Origin of the sequence: Pseudomonas sp. BAV 4579, from assembly GCF_009765395.1 — a bacterium.
GTDB classification, from domain to species: domain Bacteria; phylum Pseudomonadota; class Gammaproteobacteria; order Pseudomonadales; family Pseudomonadaceae; genus Chryseomonas; species Chryseomonas aestiva.
Genome location: NZ_WHOV01000084.1, coordinates 1 through 19,462, shown reverse-complemented (window position 1 = coordinate 19,462; position 19,462 = coordinate 1). Strand labels below are relative to the sequence as shown.

Genomic DNA, 19,462 nt, shown 5'->3' with positions numbered 1-19,462 from the left:
CGATGTCCCTGCCCGAGCTCCAGTCCTTTATCGCCCGGCACGAGCGGATCTTCCTGCTCACCGGTGCCGGTTGCAGCACCGATTCCGGCATTCCCGACTACCGCGACCGCGACGGCGCCTGGAAGCGCCCGCAGCCGGTCACCCTGCAGGCCTTCGTCGGCGACGACCTCTTGCGCCGCCGCTACTGGGCACGCAGCCTTATCGGCTGGCCGCGCTTCTGCCAGGCGCGGCCCAACGCCACCCATCAGGCCCTGGCGGCCCTGGAGCGGCGTGGCCAGGTGGAGATGCTGCTGACCCAGAACGTCGATCGGCTGCACCAGGCCGCCGGCAGCGAGGCGGTGATCGACCTGCACGGCCGCCTCGACCAGATCCGCTGCCTGGGTTGCGAGCTGCGCCTGCCGCGCCAGGAATTCCAGCAGTGGCTAGGCGAACTCAATGGCGACTGGCTGCAGCTGGACGCGGCTACCGCGCCGGATGGCGATGCCGATCTGGAAGGCGTGGACTTCATGAGTTTCCGGGTGCCCGACTGCCCGCGCTGCGGCGCCCTGCTCAAGCCGGACGTGGTGTTCTTTGGCGAACACGTGCCCGGCGCGCGGGTGGAGCGCGCCTTCGCCCACCTGGGCCGCGCCGATGCGCTGCTGGTGGTGGGCTCGTCGCTGATGGTCTATTCCGGCTTTCGCTTCGCCCAGGCCGCGGCCCGCGCCGGCTTGCCCATCGCCGCCCTGGGCTATGGGCGGACCCGCGCGGACGACCTGCTGGCGCTCAAGGTGGAAGGCTCCTGCGCCCAGGCACTGGCCTTTCTGCTGGAGTATCCCGAGGCAGCGCCGGCGCTTACGCCGGCACGTGCCGAGGCCGTGGCGCCCTTCCCAGGTGCATCAGCGGACGCTCGATCCAGCGGTAGCTGAGCATCGACAGCAAGCAGGCGAGCACCAGTACCGGCGGCAGCAGGGCCATGAAACCGACGGTACCCAGGGTCTCGACCGAACCCAGGTTGAGCAGGGTGAAGAGGCCGTAGAGCAGCAGGCCGTGGGTGAGATAGAGGCTGTAGCTGATCTCGCCCAGCACCTTGAGGCCGCGACTGCGCAGCAGGCCAAAGAGGTCGTTGCCGGCGGCCATGGCGGCGAAGGGCAACGCCAGCGCCAGCATCTGCCTGAGGTTGTAGTCGGGCTGGGTCATGGCGTAAGCCACCAGCGCCAGCGACAGTGCCGCCACCAGGGGCGTGCGCAGGCGTGCCAGCAGCGCCGGCCGATGGACCTTGACGAACACCGGCAGGAATCCCAGCAGGAACAGCAGGCCGAAGCGCGCGCCCAGCACGTGGTAGTGATAACCGGCAGCGACCAGGCCACCCACCAGCAGCGCCGAGACCAGCAGCGGCAGGCCGAAGCCACGGCGATTGAACAGCGCGGCGATGAGCGGCAGGGCCAGATAGAACAGCGCCTCGTAGCGCAGCGTCCAGTGGGCGCCGGCGGTCATCCAGCCGCTCTCTTCCAGGCCGTTGAGACTGAAGCCGGAAAACAGCTCCCAGCTGAGCAGTTCGAGCATGAAGTGCTGGCCGTCGGCGATGACGAAGTGGGTGCGGATCAGAGTGAAGAGCACCACCACGGCCACCACGCAGAGATACAGCGGCATCACCCGCAGCACCCTTGAACGGAGCAGCTCGCCCCAGTCCGGCGTGCGCCGATAGACCTTTCCGAAAAACAGGTAGCCGGTGATCATGAAGAACAGCGAGACGGGCACCACGCCCATGTTGTAGAGCAGGTCGCTGTCGGGTTCGCGCCACTGGCCCTCGGCCTTGAGGTGATAGGTCAGCACGAAATGCAGGCAGACCACGGCGGTGGCGAGGATGCCGCGCAGGGCATCCAGCGGCGAGGAGCGTGCCAGGGTCTCCTCGGTGAGCAGCGGGCTGCGGCGCAGGGCGAAAGCCAGCAGCACCAGGGTGCCCAGGTAGAGGGCGATGGGGAGAGCGACGTCAGTCATATCCGTGACCTTCTTGACAGGAACCGGCAAAGACCCGCCCCCAGACCGCCGGAGCGATCGCCGGAGCGAGCGAGAGAAAAGCGCGACAGCCGGGCACGCTACCGCGCGGTACGCGACCGAGGGCAGAGGGACCGGAAAGAGAGGAGAACCGCGGCGAGCGGAGGGATCCGCTGCCTCAGCTAAGCGCGAGAACGCCCATCAGACAAGTCTTGTTACAGGCGTTCCCTTGGGGTCGACGTTTCGTTGCCCTGGCTCAGCGGCCCTGGCACGCGGCCCGCAGGCCGCCTGCCATTCGTCGGATCCGCCTTCAGGGCGCCAGTGCCCGCGCCACCACCGGGTAGTGATCCCATACCTGGCCGTCCGCCAGGGAGCGCAGCAGCTTGACGTATTCGGCATGGGACCAGGCCAGCGGGGTCGCCGAATCAGTGCCCTGCCCCTTGTTGTAGCCGTGGCGCCGGTTGTCACCCACGCCGTCCCAGACCTGCTCGGGCAGCATCAGGCCGGCGTTGGCGAACAGTTCCAGGCCGCGAACGTAGGTGTCACGCAGCTTGCCCAGCGCTGCCGCATCCGGCTTGCCCTGCAGGACCAGACGCGCTAGCTCGTAATGGCCACGTTCGCCGGTGAAGATCGGCCAGACCCGGCCGCGCAGTCCGGAGTTGGGTACCGGCTGCTCGGTGGCGGGGAAATTGATGCCAGAGCTTTCGCTCTCGCCATAGCCGTCGTTGCCGTAGCGCCGCCAGCCGGGGAAGGTGCCGCTGACGCCGGGGTACTGGAAGCTGTACTTGACCCTCAGATTCTCCGGCAGGCCTTCGTCGTCCAGCACCGCCAGGCTCTTCTGTACCAGGGGATCGCTCGCCGGTCGCACGCCGTAGCGCACCAGTTCGAGGAAGCCGGCGTCCAGCACCTGGTCCTCCGGCAGGCCCGGGCGGCTGTTGTTGTCCACCAGCTTGCCCTTGTCGTTGGGATCGTCGTTCTGGGTGATGCGCAGGTAGTAGTTGCCGGCGCCCAGGCTGCCCTGGGTGGTGGCCATGGTCTTTTCCACCTGGCCGGAATAGCGCCGGGCGGTCTCGCGGTAGCGGCTGGCATTGGCCTCGTCGCCGGCATGGCGCGCCAGTTCGCTGGCGGTGGCAAGACCGGCGATCACCGCCGCGGTGGTGGACGGCGAATAGCCCCACTGCTCTTCCCAGCGCTCCTGCTGGGTCTGCGGCGGCTTGACCTGCCAGGTGTTCCAGCCCAGGTTGACCTGGCTGTCGCGGGCGAGGAAGTCCGCCGCGGGCCTGAGCATGTCGCGGTACCAGCGATCGATCTCGGCGTCGCCCAGCAGGCCGCCCTGCCAGAGGCGATAGCCGAGCATGATCGGCATGGCGGTCTGGTCGAGTTGCACGCCAACCCACTCGATGGTGCCGTCGACGTGGGTCTTCTGCAGGAACCAGCCGGTGGCACCGGGCGCGCGGACTTCGTCGCCCTGCTTCTGCTGGTGGATGAAGGCGGAGCTGTCGGCCGGCTTGTGCGCGGTATTGGCGTCCACCTGCACCTGCTTGAGGTAGCTGAAGGCGACCTTGGGCGTCTGCCGATCACCCAGCGCCAGCAGCGCCATGGCGCACTGGTAGAAGTCCCGCGGCCAGACCGCCTTGTAGCCGGTGGTGCCCTTGCCCGCCGGCACCGTTTCACCCCAGGGATTGGACAGCGAGGCGATCAGGGCGCCGGCGTGGGTCTTGTCCTCCTGGGCCTTGAGCACCAGGGCGCTGGCGTTGACCAGCTTGCCGCCGTCGCCGGCCTGGGCCTGCAGACGCGGCAGCTGATCGAGACTGGCCAGGTAGTCCTGCCAGCCGATGGCGTCGCCCTCGCCGTTGTAGTGGGCCAGCACCTTCTGATAACCGCGGGCCAGGGTGGCATCCGCCGCCGCCTCGGCCTGGCGCGGATTGGCGCCGAAGCCCACCAACACGTCCAGGGTGGTCTCGGCACCCTTGAGCGGCAGCTTGGCGAGCATGGCGACGTTGCCGGCCTGGTCGCCGGTGCTGCTGTAGGTCTGGGTCAGCTTGCCGTTGCGGCGCAGGTCGTCGAGGCCGTCGGAGCTGCCGACGAAGCCCACGGTGGGCGTCTGCAGCGGCTGGCTGGCCTTCACCACCAGGGCGTGCTCGCCTTCGCTGGCGTAGAGCACCCCACCCTTCACCGCGGCGCGGTCGTGGCTACCGCTGTTGGCCAGCGCCGGATCGACATGGAGATAGGGCTGGATGCGCGGGTCCTGGCTGCGAAAGATGACGCGCATGACCAGGGTGTCCTGGTCCGGGTCGGTGAAGAGGTGCTTCTCGATCTCGTAGCGGCCCTGGCGGTCGCGGTTGACGATCTTGTAGGCCAGCGAGGTGGGCCGGCCGGCGGCATCGGTGGCCAGGTATTCGATGCGGCTGTCGGTGTCGTCGCGCTCCAGGTGGGTGAAGTCGGGTCCGCGGATGACCAGCTGCATCTCGCGCAGTTGCGCCTCGTGGATGAGTCCCTGCATGGTCTCGGTGACCACCCCCTGGGCCAGGGAGAACCACACCCGCGAGACGCGGCCGGTGCTGGCCTGGTCGCTGTAGGCGCCGTCGCGATAGGCCTCGTAGCTGGTGCCGATACCGGTCTTGCCGGAATAGGACCAGAAGGGTGCGGCGCCGGGGGCACCGGGGGCTTCCAGGGCGGACGCCAGGGGCGTCAGGAGAAAACTGGCGGAACAGAGCAGCGGACGGACGAAGCGGACGGGCATGGGCAGGCGGGCCTTGTTCTGGTTGTGCCGAAAGTCGCATGGCAGAGGGCCTGACGACCCTCCCCGTCCGTAAGCCTAGTCGGATTTTGGCGGGCTGCTGCCTAGCCTTCGTCGCGCGCCGGTGGCCGGGCCTGCGGCAGGTACCCGGCCAGGGGCGAATCCGGCGCCAGCAGCGAGGTGCGGATGAAGTGCAGGTAGCTGGCGATGCGCCGCAGCGGCGAGCGATCGAAGTCGCCCGGATTGGGCTCCAGGTGGCGCCGGGCCTGGTGCGCCAGGGTGATGGCGTGGTCCACGGCGGTCAGGGCGCGGGCCAGGTTGGCGGCATCGGGCTGGCGGAACAGTCGCACCAGCGCCCGACCCAGGGCGCGGATCGCCAGGCGCCAGGCGCGCTGTTCGCGATACCAGGGCAAGGGCGGCAGCGCGGCCTGCTCCAGGCGCAACTCGATGATGGCGTGGCCCAGCTCCAGACTGAGGAAGGTCCAGCGCAGCAGCCGCCGCTGCACCTCCGGCTGGACCACGGTAAGCACCTGCACCTGGTTGAGCAGATCGCGCAGACCGGAATCGAAGCGGCCACTCAGGCCGGCCAGGGGTGCCCCGATGGCGTGGACCAGTCGCTCGCGCAGGGCCGCCTCCAGCCGGCGCCAGACCCAGGGCTGGCTGGGCGGCAGCAGGACACTGACGGCCACCACCGCCACACCGCAGGCCACCAGATAGGCCAGGTAGGTGTTGCAGAAGAGGTCGGCGTCGTAGCGCGGCAGATTGCCCGGCAGCGCCGCCGAACAGAACCAGACCATCAGCCCGGTGCCATAGCCGGCCAGGCGTGGCCGGGTGATCAGCCAGGCGCCGGCGGCGAACACCGGCGCCAGCGCCAGCAGCAACAGCGCGAAACCGTCGATCCAGGGCAGCACCTGGAAGTGCAGCAGGCCACCGGCCAGGGCCCCGACCAGGGTGCCACCGGCCAGTTGCAGGCAATAGCGGCGCGGATCGGCCGAGGTGGAGGCCAGCGCCGAGATCAGCGCCGCCGCCAGGGTGCAGGCCGCGCCACTCGGCCAGCCGGTTTCGATCCAGAACAGTCCCACGCCCAGCACCACCAGCGCGCTGCGCAGCCCGGCCATCCAGGCCACCGCGCGACTGGCCAGCGGCGTGAAGGTCTCGCGCGTCTTGGGCGCGGTGCTGGTCGGCAGGTCCAGCTCCAGCTGGGTATTCAGCAGCAGGTGCAGATCCTCGGCAAAGCGATAGAGCAGTTCGGCGGCGGTGTCGTAGTCGAGACGGTCGACTGCGGCGCCAGGCGCTGTCTGGCCCAGTTGCTGGCGACCGTCGCGGATCGCCGCCATCAGCACCGCGCGCTCCCCGGCCAGGCGCTCACTGAGGCGGCGCAGGTCACGCTCTTCCGGCAGGCGACCCAGGCCCGGCGCCAGGGCGGCGGCGATCAGCTCCAGCGCGGGCGCCAGCGCCTGGCGCACCGCCGGTGGCCGTCCGGCCAGACGGTCGAGCAGTTGATGGAGGGCATGGAAGCGGGTGTTGAGCAGCATGAGGCGATTGCCCAAGGCGGCCAGGCGTCCGCTGCGTCGGCGCAGATAGGGCTCTTCGAAGACGCTGGCGCTGCGCAGGCTTTCGAAGCCCACGGAATCGGCGGCGAAGCGGGCGCTGAGCCCGGCGAAGCGTTCGCCGTCGAGCTGGCCGAGCAGACCGTCATGGGCCATCGCCAGGAAATCGCGCAGGCGCTGGGCCAGGGTGCGGCGCAGGACGCCGCGGGTGGTCTGCGGCAGGATCGCCACGCTCACCACCCCGGCGCAGCAGATGCCCAGGGCGATCTCCAGCAGACGCCAGATCGCCTGGAGAAAGGCGCCCTGGGGCTGGGCCACCGCCGGCAGCCCGACCAGGCAGGCGGTATAGCCGGCCAGCAGGAAGGCATAGCTGCGAAAGTCGCGATAGCGCGCCGCGCCGCGGGTGCAATAGCCGATCCACAGCACCAGGGCGCCGAGCAGCAGCACTCGCTCCTGGGCGAACAGGGCGATGGCGGCCACGGTAAAGGTCAGGCCGGCCAGGCTGCCGAGGATGCGATAGAAACTTTTGGCCAGCACCTGGCCACTCTGCGGCTGCAGGACGATGAAGACGGTGACCAGCACGGTGCTCGGTTGCGGCAGTTCCAGGCGATAGGCCAGCCACAGCGCCAGGGCCGCGGCCAGTAGCGCCTTGGCGATGAAGGCCCAGGTCTGGCCAGCGGTGCGCGCCCATTCGCGAGCGGCGCGGCGCCAGGCGTTCAGGCTGGGCCAGCGTTGGCGCGGAAGAGACCGGGAGTAGCGCGACGGAAACGGCGAGGCGAGGGGCATGCTGGGCAACGACGGCAGGGCTCTGAGGGGGCGAGGCGCAGCGCCTCGGTGGCCATTCTAGAAAGCCCGGCCCGCCCGGATTAAGCCGGGTATGGCAGCAAAGAGCCTTAACCAACGAGCGGGTAATGGCCCACAATGGCCCTTTCCACCGCCCTGCCCCGTCCATGGATCATCTCTTCAATCTGCGCGCCTTCGCCTGCGTGGCCCAGACCGGCAGCTTCACCGCCGCCGCGCGCCAGCTGGAACTCACCACCGCCTATGTCTCCCGGGCGGTCAGCCAGCTGGAGCAGCACCTGCAGACCCGGCTGCTGCACCGCACCACCCGCCAGTTGCGCCTGACCGAAGCCGGCGAACGCTACCTGGTGCGCTGCCAGCGCATCCTCGACGACCTCGATGAAGCCGATGCCGAGGCCCGTCACGCCCTGGCCGTGCCGCGTGGCCGGCTGCGCATCCACACCATGACCGGCCTCGGCCAGCACTATCTGATCCAGAGCCTGGCCGGCTACAGCGAGCGCTATCCCGAGGTCGACCTGGATCTGCAATTGACCAACACCTTCACCGACATCCTCAAGGAAGGCTACGACCTGTCGCTGATCCTGGCCGACGGCCTGCCGGACTCGGCCTTCCATTCGGCGCATCTGGGCAGCACCCACAGCGTGCTCTGCGCGGCGCCCGCCTACCTGGAGCGCCAGGGCCGGCCGACCACCCCGGCGGAGCTGGTCGGGCATCGCTGCCTGCGGCTGGTCAATCGCGCCATGGCGCCGGATCGCTGGTTGCTGGAAGGACCGGAGGGCATAGCCGAGGTGGCGGTGGATCGACCACCCTTCCAGGTCAACACCGCCGATGCCCTGGCCGAAGCCGTGGCCAGCGGCCTGGGCATCGGCGCCCTGCCGCTGTACGCCGCGGTCGCCGGCCTGGCCAGTGGCCGCCTGCAGCGAGTGCTGCCGGGGCACCGGCTCTATGCCCTGGACATCCATGCGCTCTATCCGTCGCGGCGCTTTCTCGACGCCAAGATCCGCACCCTGGTGGACCACCTGCGCGAGACCCTGCCGGCCCTGCTGGAACGCGATCGGCTGCTGGTGGAAGGGAGCTGACGCCTTAAGGCCGCTGCTCGGGCAACATCCGCTCCAGGGTGCCATCGCGGCGGATCGCCACATGCCAGACCACCGCCGCCACGTGCAGGATCACCAGACCATAGACGGCGAACTGGCCAGCCACATGGATGCGATTGGCGAGGATGCCGAGGGCTTCATGCCGGGGAAAACCCGGCAGGGAAAACAGTCCGAACACCGGCACCGGCTGGCCCTGGCCGGCCATCAGGTAGCCGGTCACCGGCATCAGCAGCAGCACGGCATAGAGCAGGCCATGGTTAAGCGCGGCGAGCAGCCGCAGCAGGCGTCCGTCGCGGGGGCTGGCGGGCGGCGCCGGATGCCGCCAGCGCCAGGTCAGGCGAATCAGGATCAGCAGGAACACCGAGATCCCGGTGGATTCGTGCAGCAGGTACCAGAGGGTACGTACCGGTCCGGGCGGAAAGTTTTCCGCCACCCAGACGAAGGGCAACAGCAGGCACAGCAGGGCGACGGTCAGCCAGTGCAGGGCCTGGGCGAAGCCGGTGTAGCGCGCGATGGCCATGGGCAGCTCTTCGTAGCAGAGGTATGCCGATAGTGCCCCAGGCAGAGGGCAAAAATCGCCTTGCCTGAGGATAAGCCGTGACCGTCCGTCAGAGATGGATCAAGGCAGCCAGCGCCAGCACCAGCGCCGGAATCATCACCACGGCGCCCAGCTTGAGGAATTGCCAGAAGCTCACCGACAGCCCTTCACGGCGCAGCGCAGCCAGCCACAGCAGGGTCGCCAGGGAGCCGGTGATGGACAGGTTCGGCCCGAGGTCGATGCCGATCAGCACGGCGCCGGCGATCTTTTCCGAGACATGGGCGGTCTGCACCGCCGCCCCGGCCAGCAGACCGGCCGGCAGGTTGTTGACCAGGTTGCTGCCAAAGGCCACCAGTAGTCCGGCGCCCCAGGCGGCGCGCTCCGGCGTCGCCTGGGCGGCGGCCTGCAGCTGATGGGCCAGCGCCTGCAGCACGCCGGTGGTCTCTAGGGCTTCCACCAGCACGAACAGCCCGGCCACCAGCGGCAGGACGCCCCAGGAAATGTGCTTGAGCAACTCCAGGCCGCCGCCACGCTTGCAGGCCACCACCACCAGGAAGGTGGCGAAGCCGGCGAGAAAGGTCGGCAGACCCAGCTCCAGATCCAGCGCCGAGGCGCCGAGCAGGACCAGGATGGTCAGGATCAGACCGCAGCCGGCGATGCGTCCGGTGGTGGGCAGCGCCTCCACCGCGCCCCCCTCGGACAGCCGCTCGGCACGCAGGACCCTGGCCTGGGTCGCCCAGAGGGTTAGGAAGGTCGCGGCGATGGCCAGGATCGACGGCACCGTGAACAGCGCCAGCCAGCGGCTCAACTCCGGCATGTGCTCGGCGAAGACCACCAGGTTGGCCGGGTTGGAGATCGGCAGCACGAAGCTCGCCGCATTGGCGATGAAGGCGCAGGAGAACAGATAGGGCAGCGGATTCTTCACCTTCGCCGCGCGGGTGGCGTAGTAGACCGCCGGGGTCAGCACCACGGCGCAGGCGTCGTTGGAAAGGAACACCGTGACCAGGATGCCGACGCCATAGACCAGCGCGAACAGCCGCAGCGCCGACCCCTTGGCCGCGCGCACCGCATGGCCGGCGACCCAGTCGAACAGCCCTTCCTTCCGCGCGATCTCGGCCAGCAGCATCATGCCGATGAGGAACAGATAGACGTCGGTGCCCTTGGCGACGCCGTGCCAGACGCCGTCCAGCGGCAACAGGCCGAACAGCGCCAGCAGCGCGGCACCGGCGACGGCGAACAGCGCCTCCGGCAGACCGAAGGGCCGCGAGACCACCCCGAGGGTGGCCAGGGCGGCGATGACCCACGTCAGGACGTGGGGAGTGGTGATGATGGACCCCATGAAAGCGCTGTTCCTTCTAGTCGATTCGCGAAACCGGCCTGGCCGACCTCACCATTTGCGGCCATTGCGATTGGGCCCCAGCTGGGTCCCCAGGACGCCCCTGGCCCGCCATTCACCCAGCTGGGTGCGATCCGAACCCCAGTCGGCGGGGGCGGCGACGGGGCAGAGATGACCGCTGAGTTCGACCTCGTCACGGTCCTCGCCGCCCTGCGCATCCCGGACCCGGACCTGCAAGCGGCGGACGCCCTCCGGCACGGGTCGGTCCCCCTGATAGCGGCCCTTGCCGAGCGGCTGCAGCGGCCACCAGGGACCGTCGTCGCACTGCCACTCGCAGGCCGTGAGGTCGCTTTCGGCCAGCACCAGCACCCGGCACTCGCGGATCTCGGCCACGCCGGCGCCGTTGAGGCGGGCATCACCGGGCGCGGTGATCTGCACCCAGGGCCAGCCGTCGGCCAATTCGCGAAAGCGCCAGCTCACCGCCGGACCGTCCAGGGTGACCAGCGCGAATCCTACACCGCCTTCCTCGATCTGGCCGGTGGATCTGCAGGCGGCATAGAGCACGCCGCCGTCGTGGGCCAGTTCGTTGTAGTGGGTATGACCGATCTCCACCAGGCGCACCGGGCCCTCGTGCAGCAGCCGCGCCACCCGCTCGGCCTCGCCGGGCCCCTGCAGGTCCGCCGGATAGCTGTGCATGAAGACCACGCAGCGCTGTTCCAGCCGGGTCGCCGCGTGCAACTCCTGCTCCAGCCACTGCAGCTGCTCGCTACCAAGGCGGAAATCCGGCCCGCCGGTGCCCGGTCCGCACATGTCAAGGAACAGGCAACGCACGCCGCCCACCTCCCTGGCATAAGGCAGTTGCGGCACCTGCAACTCGGCATAGAAGGGCCCGAGATCGCCGCCCTCCATGTCATGGTCGCCGGTGATCACCGTTACCGGCAGCGGAAAGTCGTCCAGCAACCGCCTGAGCAACAGATACTGCTCCGCGGTGCCGTTGTCGGCGTTGTCCCCGGGCAGATAGACGAAATCCAGTTCGCTGCGCCCGCGCAGGCGCTGCAGGAGGGTCTGCAGGTCTCGGGCATTGTCCGCCTCGGCGGTGGTCAGGTGCAGATCGCCGATATGGGCGAAGGCGAGAAAATCATCCTGGCGTGCCATCTCAGCCTCCCACCACCGAACCGGTGGAACGCGCCGCGTCCCCGGCGACGTGCTCGTCGCGGGTCTCCGGCATCAGCAGCAGATAGAGCACGAAGCCCACCGCGGCGATGGCCGCCAGGGTGGTGAAGGCCGCCGCGTAGCCGAAGCGGACGATGATGATCCCGGCGATGGTGGCACTGATCGCCGCGCCCAGTCCCTGGGCGGTGGCGATGGCGCCCTGGCTGACGTTGAAGCGCCCGCTGCCGCGGGTCAGGTCGGCGACGATCACCGGCATCAGGGCGCCATAGACCCCGGCGCCGATGCCGTCGAGCAGCTGCACCGCCACCAGGTAGTAGGGGCTCTCGGAAAAGGTGTATAGCACGCCGCGGATCGCCAGCACTGCGAAGGCGAAGAGAAAGATCGGCTTGCGCCCGAAGACGTCGGCCTTGCGCCCCACCAGGATGGCCACCGGCACCATCACGCACTGGGCGGCGACGATGCAGACGGCCACCAGCGAGGTGGCGCTGTCCTTGCCGACGATATGGGTCAACTGCTGGCCGACCGAGGTCAGCATGGCGGCATTGGCCAGGTGGAAGATGGCGGCCAGCAACGCCAGCAGTTGCAACTTGCGATTGGCCAGCAGCGCCTGCCAGGCCGACACCGGCTTGGCGTCGCGGGCACCGACTTCGTCACCCAGCCCCTGGGCCAGGTCATCGTCGATCTCGTCCTGGGGCACCCGGACGATGGCGACGATGGAGGCGGCCGCCAGCAGCGCCATCAGCCAGAACACCACGGTAGGGCCGAAGAAATAGGCCAGGCCACCGGCCAGCGCCGCCGAGACGGCGTTGCCGGCGTGGTTGAAGCCTTCGTTGCGGCCGATGTGCCGGGTGAAGGCCTTGGGCCCGACGATACCCAGGGTGATGGCCGCCAGCGCCGGGGCGAAGATGGCCGCCGCGGCATGGGCCAGCGACTGGGTGGCCGCCACCACATAGAAGTTGGAGACGAAGGGCAGCAGCACGCTGCAGACGGTCACCACCAGGGCGGCGACGCCGACCATGAGGCGCTTGTGGCGGGTACGGTCGATCAGCGCGCCGGCCGGGGTCTGGGCGATCAGCCCGGCGATGCCGGCCAGGGTCATGATGAAACCGGCAGTGGCCTCGTTCCAGCCCTCCCCCGGACCGCGCACGGCGATCAGGTAGATGGCGAGATAGGGCCCCAGGCCGTCGCGGACGTCGGCCAGGGTGAAGTTCAGGGCATCCAGGGCATGGCGCGCGCGGCGAGAGGGTTCGGCGCTGGCCCCGGCGGTCGGGAGACGGGTTTCGGACATGGGCGGGCATCCGTAGCGAGATATAGGTCGCGGGACGCAGGCCCCACGGCACCTCTCGCCCCGGCCCGCCAGCGACCCACGGCATGACCCGCTGGGCCCCAGCCAACCACCGCTGCCAGGGGAGATTGCAAAATGTGACCGGAGCGAAGCGGCGCTAGTGCCGTGCGCTCAGGAAAGAAATGCCTCTGGCGCGGGACTTTCCGCACGTTTCCTACCCTGGCGGCCTGGCGTCACCTGAGGAATACCGCCGGTCAGGCCACCCGTCGACTCGGCACGGCGTCGACCTCGGGCTGGGCCAGGGCCACGGCGCTGCCCTCTTCGCTGCGCGGCCGCAGCATCGACAGCAGGTTGGCCTCGATGGTGGCGCACAGCTTGTCCATGGTGATCTGGTGCTGGCTGTCGGCGAAGGGTGCCTGCAGATCGCTGCCGATGCGCTCCAGCGCCAGCAGCATGAAGCCGACCACGGTCGACACCAGCGGGGTGAACCAGCCGAGGGTGGAAACCAGGCCCAGTGGCATGGCGATGCAGAACAGGAAGCTGAACAGCTGCGGAAAGCAGACATAGGGATAGGGCAAGGGGGTGTTGGCGATGCGCTCCATGCCGCCCTGCCAGTTGGACATGTCCACCAGCGTCTCTTCCAGCCGCGCCAGGCGGATGCTGTCCAGCCGGCCCTGGCGGTATTCGCTGGCGATCAGTTCGGCAGTGCCGGCGAGGATGTCGTTGGCGAAGTTGAGGCTGCCGTCGGCCAGCGCCAGTTCGTGGCGGGCCAGATAGGGCGCCGCGGCCTGGGCCGGGTCCTGGCGCTTGAGCTGGGCGCGCAGGGCGTGCAGATAGCCCATGTGCCGACGCAGGAGCACGGCCTTGACCCGATTCTGCGCCCTGCCCTGGTCGTCGATCAGGGTCAGCACCTGGCGGCCGAAGCTGCGCGAGCTGTTGACCATGGCGCCCCACAGGGTCCGCGCCTCCCATCAGCGGGCATAGGCGCTGCTGTTGCGAAAGCTGATCAGCACCACCAGCGCCGAGCACAGCAGGGTCAGGGGCGTGAGCGGCAGATCGAAGCGCTCGTCGACGAACAGCATGGCGTCCACCGTCACCGCCACGTCCCACAGCAGCAGACCGAACAGCGACCAGCCGACATAGCTGAAGGTGGTGCGCAGGAACTGGATCTTCTTCTGGATGGAACGGAGCTGGATCGGACTGGACATCTGCTACTCCCGGCGACGGCGCGGCTTCTCGATTCGCGGTTGCCCTCGCCGTCCTGTCGTCACGCCGCGAGCCGTCGAGCCCGTCGCCGTGTCCCCCTCCCTGAGAATGCAACCTGTTCGCGAGACTAGTCGGCGGGCCTTAAGTCAAACTTAATCCGGAGCGACGGGCGGATCATGGCAAAGTGCCGTGTTAGAGCGCTTCGCCTCCGCCCTAATGCCTCTAGCCAGCGTCTTGCCGACCGCCCGACCGCCGATCGGCCAACGGCCCGAGCCATCGTGCGATACCACTCAGTCCTGCAGCCGACCAGCCAGCCGGGACAGGTCCTGGGAGACGCCGTGCAGGCGTTCGCTGGCGCTCTGGGTCCGTTGCAGGTCCTCTTCGTTGTGACGGGCCACGGTGACGATCTCCGCCAGGTTGCGGGCGATGTCCTCGGCCACCGAGGTCTGCTCCTCGGCCGCCGTGGCGATCTGCCGGTTCATGTCGCGAATGGCTTCCACGGCCAGGGTGATGCTGCGCAGCCGCTCGCCCGAGGCCACTACCTGATCGCGTCCGGCACTGCTTTCGGCGGCGCCCGCTCGTACCGCTTCGGCGGCTTCATGGGCGGCGCCCTGCAGCGTCGCGATCAGCTGATGGATCTCGCTGATGGAGCTGGCCGTGCGCACCGCCAGACTGCGCACCTCATCGGCCACCACGGCGAAGCCACGCCCGGCGTCCCCGGCCCGAGCGGCCTCGATGGCGGCATTGAGCGCCAGCAGGTTGGTCTGGTCGGCGATGCCGCGAATGACTTCCAGCACACTGCCGATACGTTCGCTGTCGTGTTCCAGGCGGGCGATGACGGCAGCGGTGCGGGTGATCTCGGCATGCATCCGCTCGATGGTGGCGATGGTCTGGGTCATGCTCGTCTCGCCTTCCTGGGCCGCACGATCCGCGTCGTTGGCTGCCGTGGCGGCGCTGCCGGAGTGGCGGGCCACCTCTTCTGCCGTGGCGCTCATCTCGTGCATGGCGGTGGCGACCTGATCGGTACGGGAAAACTGGTCACGAATGCCCTCGCCACTGCGCTGGGCGATGGCGCCCAGTTCCTGGGTGGTGGCATCGAGCGCCCCGGTGCCCTGGCGCAACTGGCCGGCCAGATCGACGAAAAAGTCGCGCAGGCGATTGGCGGCGCGGGCCAGCCGACCCACCTCGTCGCGCCGCGACTCGGCCAGGGGCTGCCCCAGGCGCCCCTCGCTGAGCTGGACCAGCTGCTCGGTGACCCGCGCCAGCGGCCCGACGATGCGGCGATTGACCAGCCAGGCACTGAGCAGGGCGATCAGGGCGGCGAAGGCGAGCATGGCGCCCACCGCCAGCAGCACGGTGCGCCGCGCCTCGGCGCTCAGTGCCTCGGCCTGGCTATTGGCGCGCGCGTGCAACGCGATGACCAGGCCGGACAGCTGCTCGCTGGTGGCCCGGTCGATGCCCTTGACCGCGGCATCGCCCTGGGCCGCGGCATAGTCCGCTGCGACATAGGCCGCCAGGCCGCGTCGATAGGCTTCGCCCATCTGCCGGTGGCTCTGGGCGAGTTGCTGCAGGCGCTGGCGCAGTTCGGATTCATCGGCCCGCCGCTGCAACTGTTCCAGTGCGGTCTGGACCCGCGCCTCTTCTTCCTGGAATTGCTTCCAGTAGCGCTCGCGCTGGTCGGCGGCACCGCCACGCAGCAGCACGTTCTTCCACTCCTGCACCTGGGACTTGAAGGCCAGGTTGGTGGCGTCCACCAGCCGCGCTTCCTCCAGCGGGCCGGTGAGGAGTCTTTGATAGCCGTCCAGTTGGCGGGACAGCAGGCCGAAACCGGCCAGGGCCAGAGCCAGCAACAGGAGCAGGCCGCCGCCGATGAGCAGCAGCAGTTGAGCACGCAGGGAACGAGAGGGATTCATGGAAAGGGACCGAGAGGATGGTGCGGCTGGTCACTTCACTGCACTTTTATTGCAATAAGGTTTCAGCTTGTTGAAAGGCTGACTATTACCGCCATACGGTCATCAGCTACCCCCGGAAGGTCGGTCCCACCGCTTTTGGGACGGCCACCGCCCTCGTCGGCGCAGGTGCCGTGCCATAATCCGGGCACCTTCGCCGTCCTAGATGCCTGCATGCCCAGAATTGTGAAAGCGAGCCTCGTGCTGCTCGCGCTCTTGGCCCTCTACAGTCTGCTCGGATTCCTGGCCGGACCGCGCCTCGCCCTGCACTACCTCAACCAGACGCTGGCCGAGCGCCTCACCCAGCCGGCCAGCCTGCAGGCCCTGAGCTTCAACCCCTTCACCCTGCAGTTGCACGCCGAAAAGCTGTTGATCGGTCCGGCGGAGCACCCCGTGGTGGCGGCCGAAGGCTTCTCGGCCGATGTGCAGTGGGACAGCCTCTGGCGACGGACCCTGCACCTGACCGAGGTGCGCCTCGACCAGCCCCAGGTCGATCTGCGCATCGCCAAGGGTGGCCAGGTCAATCTGGCCCAGCTCTGGCGCAGCGATCCCACCACCACCGCCGCGCCGACCCCGGCGGATGCGGAGCCCGGCCAGCCCTTCCCGGTGCACATCGAGCGCATCGCCCTGGTCGGTGGCCGGCTGCATTTCCTCGATGCCCAGGGCGCCCAGCCGGTGGAGGCCACCTTCACCCCCCTGGATGCCACCCTGCAGGATTTCCGCACCCGTAGCGGCGACACCCCGGGCCAACTGGCAATGACCGCCACCACCGCCCAGGGCGGCCAGCTCACCTGGAAGGGCAGCCTGGATCTCCTGCCGCTGCGCAGCGAAGGCGACCTGACCCTCAAGGGCGTCAGCCTCGCGCCCTGGTGGCCCTATGTGCGCAACCAGTTGCCGCTGGCGCTGGGCAAGGGGCGCCTGGAAGCCAGTGCCCACTACCGCCTGGACCTGAGCAAGACCCTGCAACTGCAACTCAGTCAGGGCCGCCTGGCGCTGGACGACGTCGCCGTGCAGGCGGTGAATGCCGAACCCAAGGCCAGCTTCAAGCGCCTGGCCGCCGAGGGCATCGGTCTGGATCTGCAGAAGCGCGAAGTCAGCATCGCCCGCCTGCGCGGCAACGGCCTGGATGCCTGGGGCAATCGCGAGCAGGACGGCAGTCTCGACTGGCAGCAGCTGTTCCCCGCCAGCGACACCCCGAGCAGCAGTGGCCCGGCCTGGCGCGTGAAGCTCGACGACGCCCAGCTCAGCGACAACCAGCTGCACCTGGTGGACCGCGTGCCCCAGGAGCCGGCCAGTCTCTATTTCAGCGGCCTGGACCTGGCGGTGAAAGGCTTCGACACCGCCAGCGACAAGCTCTTCGGCCTGGAGCTCAAGACCACCCTGGGTGATCGCGGTCGCATCACCGCCAGCGGCCAGCTGGCGCTGACGCCCCTGCAGGGCAGCTTCGACGTCGGCATCGACGAACTCAACCTGCGTCAGGCCCAGCCCTATCTCAGCCCCTATGTGCGCCTGGAGATCCGCAGCGGTCAGCTGGCCAGCCGGCTCAAGGTGGCCCTGACACCCGGCGAGCCGCTGGGGCTCACCGTCAGCGGCGCGGCCCAGGTCACCCAGGTGCATGTGCTCGATACCCTGCACCAGCAGGATTTCATGCGCTGGCAGCTGCTGGACCTGCAGGGCATCGCCTTCACCCTTGGCAAACAGCTGGTCATCGACAAGATCGACCTGGAAAAGCCCTATGGCACCCTGGTGATCAGCGCAGACCTTAGCAACAACTTCAGCGCCCTGCTGGTCCCCCAGCCGAAAACCGCGTCGCAGGACAGCTCGCCACCGCTGCAGATCCGCATCGGCGGCGTGAGTATCAAGGATGGCAGCGCCGACTTCGCCGACAACAGCCTCAAACCCGGCTTCGCCACCAACATCCAGTCGCTGGAAGGCGGCATCGGCACCCTGGACACCGCCGCCTCCAAGCCGGCCGACATCCACCTCGCCGGCAAGGTCGATCGCTTCGCCCCGGTGGAGATCAAGGGCCGCCTCGATCCCCTCGATCCCCTGCAGCAGCTGGACGTGACCGCCTACTTCCGTCAGGTCGAACTCACCACCCTGTCGCCCTACACCGGCAAGTTCGCCGGCTATGCGGTGCGCAAGGGGCGCCTCGACCTGGACCTGCAATACCGCATCGACGACGGCAAGCTGCAGGCGCAGAACCACGTGGTGCTCGACCAGCTGGAACTGGGCGAGCGGGTGGACAGCAAGGACGCCGTGGACCTGCCGGTGCGCCTGGCGGTGGCCCTGCTCAAGGACAGCCATGGGCGCATCGACCTGCGCCTGCCGGTGGCGGGCAATCTCGCCGATCCCAACTTCAGCGTCATGCCGGTGGTCTGGCAGACCCTGCGCAATGTGCTCAGCCGCGCCGTCCAGGCGCCCTTCCGCATGCTGGCGGGACTGGTCGGCGGGCACGAGGCGGATCTCAGCGCCATCGACTTCGCCGCCGGCAGCACCACGCTTTCGGCCCAGGCCCGCGGCGAGCTGGACAAACTGGCCGCGGCCCTGCGCCAGCGCCCGCAGCTGACAGTGGAGGTCAGGGGCCATGCCGGCGCCGCCAGCGATGGTCGCGCCCTGGCCGCCAGCCAGCTGGAAAAGGACTTCCAGACCCAGTACTTCAACCTGCTGCAGCGTCGCGGCGACAAGGTCCCCGCCGATCCCAGCCAGTTGCAGGTGCCCGCCGCCATGCGCGCGCCCCTGCTGGAAGGCCTGTACCGCCTGCGACTGCAGGCGCAACCCCCGCAGGAATGGGATAGTCTTGACGATGCCACCCGCACGGCGCGCCTGCGCCAGGCGGTGCTCGAAGCCTGGAGCGGCAACGACGGCCTCCTGCGCAGCCTGGCCCAGCAGCGCGCGGGCGCCATCAAGACCTATCTGGTGGACACGGCGAAACTGGATGCCCAGCGGGTCTATCTGCTGGACGTCAGCACTCAAGCCCAATCCGGTGAATCGCCCACGGCCGCGCAGTTGCAGCTCGGGGTGCTCTGACCGGTCAGGAGACCCCCCATGCGTTGCCTGCTCGCCGCCCTCACCCTGCTGGTCGCCACCGGCGCCGCCGCCGATTCCATGAGGTGCGGCAACGCCCTGGTCAGCCGGGGCGATCGCGCCTTCGAAGTGCTGCAGAAATGCGGCGAACCCGCCCACCGCGACCTGGTGGGCTACGAGCTGGGTCGTAATGAACGCCGCGAGGCGGTGATCGAGGAATGGGTCTACGGCCCGAAGAACGGCGCCAACTACATCCTCACCTTCGAAGCCAATCGCCTCACTCGCATCGAGTTCCAGCGCCAATGAATCTGCGTGTACTGCCGTTGCTGCTCCTGCTCGCCACCGGCACCAGCCAGGCCGCGTCGCTGCGGTGCGGCAGCGCCCTGGTCTCCACCGGCTCCACCACCCACGAGGTTCGCGGCAAGTGCGGCGAGCCGCTGAGCGTCACGCCCCTGGGCGAACGCCAGGTCACCGACGGCTATGGCTATCGCCAGGTGGAATTCGTCGAGGAATGGGCCTACGGTCCCTGGAACGGCATGCTCTATTTCCTCACCTTCCGCGGCGGCCGCCTGGACCAGGTGGACAGCAAGAGAGCCAACTGAGGCTTTTCGCAGGTTGGCCTGACTACCGTAGGTTGGGTTGAGCACCAGCGAAGCCCAACACCGCCCAAGGCTCAACCCCGCTGTCGGGCTTCGCTACGCTCAGCGCCAACCTGCGGCGCCGGGCACGGTTTTCGTAGATACCATCTCTCCCACCAATCACAACAGGTCCGCTAAAGGGCCTGTC

The 19,462-nt window shown here is 68.7% G+C and carries 13 protein-coding genes and 2 pseudogenes; 5 read left to right on the top strand and 10 right to left on the bottom strand.

What is annotated here, in order from left to right; translation table 11 throughout:
* Positions 1 to 2: 2 nt before the first annotated feature.
* On the top strand, positions 3 to 905 hold the full coding sequence (locus GSQ95_RS17005) for an NAD-dependent protein deacetylase (protein WP_158896581.1): 903 nt from the start codon (positions 3 to 5) through the stop codon (positions 903 to 905).
* On the opposite strand, the gene GSQ95_RS17000 is transcribed toward GSQ95_RS17005, so the two are convergent.
* The 3 genes from GSQ95_RS17000 to GSQ95_RS16990 form a co-directional block, all read right to left on the bottom strand.
* Entirely contained in the window at positions 832 to 1,977 is a 1,146-nt protein-coding gene (locus GSQ95_RS17000) for an acyltransferase (protein ID WP_158896582.1), read from the bottom strand. The two genes, GSQ95_RS17005 and GSQ95_RS17000, sit on opposite strands and share 74 nt — an antisense overlap.
* A 307-nt stretch (positions 1,978 to 2,284) precedes the next feature.
* On the bottom strand, positions 2,285 to 4,717 hold the full coding sequence (locus tag GSQ95_RS16995) for a glucan 1,4-alpha-glucosidase (RefSeq protein WP_158896583.1): 2,433 nt from the start codon (positions 4,715 to 4,717) through the stop codon (positions 2,285 to 2,287).
* A 101-nt stretch (positions 4,718 to 4,818) separates the two neighbouring features.
* The gene (locus GSQ95_RS16990; protein ID WP_158896584.1) at positions 4,819 to 7,050 is read right to left on the bottom strand and encodes an FUSC family protein; all 2,232 of its coding nucleotides are present in this window, start codon (positions 7,048 to 7,050) and stop codon (positions 4,819 to 4,821) included.
* 164 nt (positions 7,051 to 7,214) lie between these two features.
* Between GSQ95_RS16990 and GSQ95_RS16985 the strand changes: the two genes are divergently transcribed.
* Positions 7,215 to 8,144 (top strand): LysR family transcriptional regulator, encoded by a 930-nt coding sequence (locus GSQ95_RS16985; RefSeq protein ID WP_158896591.1) that lies wholly within the window; start codon positions 7,215 to 7,217, stop codon positions 8,142 to 8,144.
* 4 nt (positions 8,145 to 8,148) lie between these two features.
* Here the strand turns inward: GSQ95_RS16985 and GSQ95_RS16980 are convergent, their stop codons facing one another.
* From GSQ95_RS16980 to GSQ95_RS27225, 7 genes and pseudogenes are all read right to left on the bottom strand, one after another.
* Complete coding sequence (locus tag GSQ95_RS16980; protein ID WP_158896585.1) at positions 8,149 to 8,682, bottom strand: cytochrome b; 534 nt, start codon at positions 8,680 to 8,682, stop codon at positions 8,149 to 8,151.
* Positions 8,683 to 8,770: 88 nt separating this feature from the next.
* Positions 8,771 to 10,039, bottom strand: a complete 1,269-nt coding sequence (locus tag GSQ95_RS16975) for an arsenic transporter (RefSeq protein ID WP_158896586.1) — start codon at positions 10,037 to 10,039, stop codon at positions 8,771 to 8,773.
* A 48-nt stretch (positions 10,040 to 10,087) separates the two neighbouring features.
* Entirely contained in the window at positions 10,088 to 11,191 is a 1,104-nt protein-coding gene (locus tag GSQ95_RS16970) for a metallophosphoesterase (RefSeq protein WP_158896587.1), read from the bottom strand.
* A 1-nt stretch (position 11,192) separates the two neighbouring features.
* Positions 11,193 to 12,497, bottom strand: coding sequence for an MFS transporter (locus GSQ95_RS16965; protein WP_158896588.1), 1,305 nt, complete (start codon positions 12,495 to 12,497; stop codon positions 11,193 to 11,195).
* Between the two features lie 251 nt (positions 12,498 to 12,748).
* Positions 12,749 to 13,702 (bottom strand): annotated as a pseudogene (locus tag GSQ95_RS16960) (bestrophin family protein).
* 288 nt (positions 13,703 to 13,990) lie between these two features.
* Entirely contained in the window at positions 13,991 to 14,704 is a 714-nt protein-coding gene (locus GSQ95_RS27230; protein WP_372240112.1) for a methyl-accepting chemotaxis protein, read from the bottom strand.
* Positions 14,705 to 14,860: 156 nt separating this feature from the next.
* Positions 14,861 to 15,034, bottom strand: a pseudogene (locus tag GSQ95_RS27225) (HAMP domain-containing protein); the annotation flags it as partial.
* A 789-nt stretch (positions 15,035 to 15,823) separates the two neighbouring features.
* Here GSQ95_RS27225 and GSQ95_RS16950 point away from each other — a divergent pair.
* From GSQ95_RS16950 to GSQ95_RS16940, 3 genes are read left to right on the top strand one after another with little or no spacing between them, the layout of a single operon-like run.
* On the top strand, positions 15,824 to 18,679 hold the full coding sequence (locus GSQ95_RS16950; protein WP_256664620.1) for a DUF748 domain-containing protein: 2,856 nt from the start codon (positions 15,824 to 15,826) through the stop codon (positions 18,677 to 18,679).
* An 18-nt stretch (positions 18,680 to 18,697) separates the two neighbouring features.
* On the top strand, positions 18,698 to 18,982 hold the full coding sequence (locus GSQ95_RS16945) for a DUF2845 domain-containing protein (protein WP_133862215.1): 285 nt from the start codon (positions 18,698 to 18,700) through the stop codon (positions 18,980 to 18,982).
* Positions 18,979 to 19,278 carry a DUF2845 domain-containing protein gene (locus GSQ95_RS16940; RefSeq protein ID WP_158896590.1) on the top strand — a complete coding sequence of 100 codons (300 nt, stop codon included), beginning with the start codon at positions 18,979 to 18,981 and terminating at the stop codon, positions 19,276 to 19,278. The genes GSQ95_RS16945 and GSQ95_RS16940 overlap by 4 nt, the downstream gene beginning before the upstream one ends.
* The last annotated feature ends 184 nt before the right edge of the window (positions 19,279 to 19,462 follow it).

Bases quoted from the DNA above. Each gene is read 5' to 3' on its own strand.
- GSQ95_RS17005 (WP_158896581.1), top strand. From the start codon at position 3: ATGTCCCTGCCCGAGCTCCAGTCCTTTATCGCCCGGCACGAGCGGATC.
- GSQ95_RS17000 (WP_158896582.1), bottom strand. From the start codon at position 1,977: ATGACTGACGTCGCTCTCCCCATCGCCCTCTACCTGGGCACCCTGGTG.
- GSQ95_RS16995 (WP_158896583.1), bottom strand. From the start codon at position 4,717: ATGCCCGTCCGCTTCGTCCGTCCGCTGCTCTGTTCCGCCAGTTTTCTC.
- GSQ95_RS16990 (WP_158896584.1), bottom strand. From the start codon at position 7,050: ATGCCCCTCGCCTCGCCGTTTCCGTCGCGCTACTCCCGGTCTCTTCCG.
- GSQ95_RS16985 (WP_158896591.1), top strand. From the start codon at position 7,215: ATGGATCATCTCTTCAATCTGCGCGCCTTCGCCTGCGTGGCCCAGACC.
- GSQ95_RS16980 (WP_158896585.1), bottom strand. From the start codon at position 8,682: ATGGCCATCGCGCGCTACACCGGCTTCGCCCAGGCCCTGCACTGGCTG.
- GSQ95_RS16975 (WP_158896586.1), bottom strand. From the start codon at position 10,039: ATGGGGTCCATCATCACCACTCCCCACGTCCTGACGTGGGTCATCGCC.
- GSQ95_RS16970 (WP_158896587.1), bottom strand. From the start codon at position 11,191: ATGGCACGCCAGGATGATTTTCTCGCCTTCGCCCATATCGGCGATCTG.
- GSQ95_RS16965 (WP_158896588.1), bottom strand. From the start codon at position 12,497: ATGTCCGAAACCCGTCTCCCGACCGCCGGGGCCAGCGCCGAACCCTCT.
- GSQ95_RS27230 (WP_372240112.1), bottom strand. From the start codon at position 14,704: ATGCACGAGATGAGCGCCACGGCAGAAGAGGTGGCCCGCCACTCCGGC.
- GSQ95_RS16950 (WP_256664620.1), top strand. From the start codon at position 15,824: ATGCCCAGAATTGTGAAAGCGAGCCTCGTGCTGCTCGCGCTCTTGGCC.
- GSQ95_RS16945 (WP_133862215.1), top strand. From the start codon at position 18,698: ATGCGTTGCCTGCTCGCCGCCCTCACCCTGCTGGTCGCCACCGGCGCC.
- GSQ95_RS16940 (WP_158896590.1), top strand. From the start codon at position 18,979: ATGAATCTGCGTGTACTGCCGTTGCTGCTCCTGCTCGCCACCGGCACC.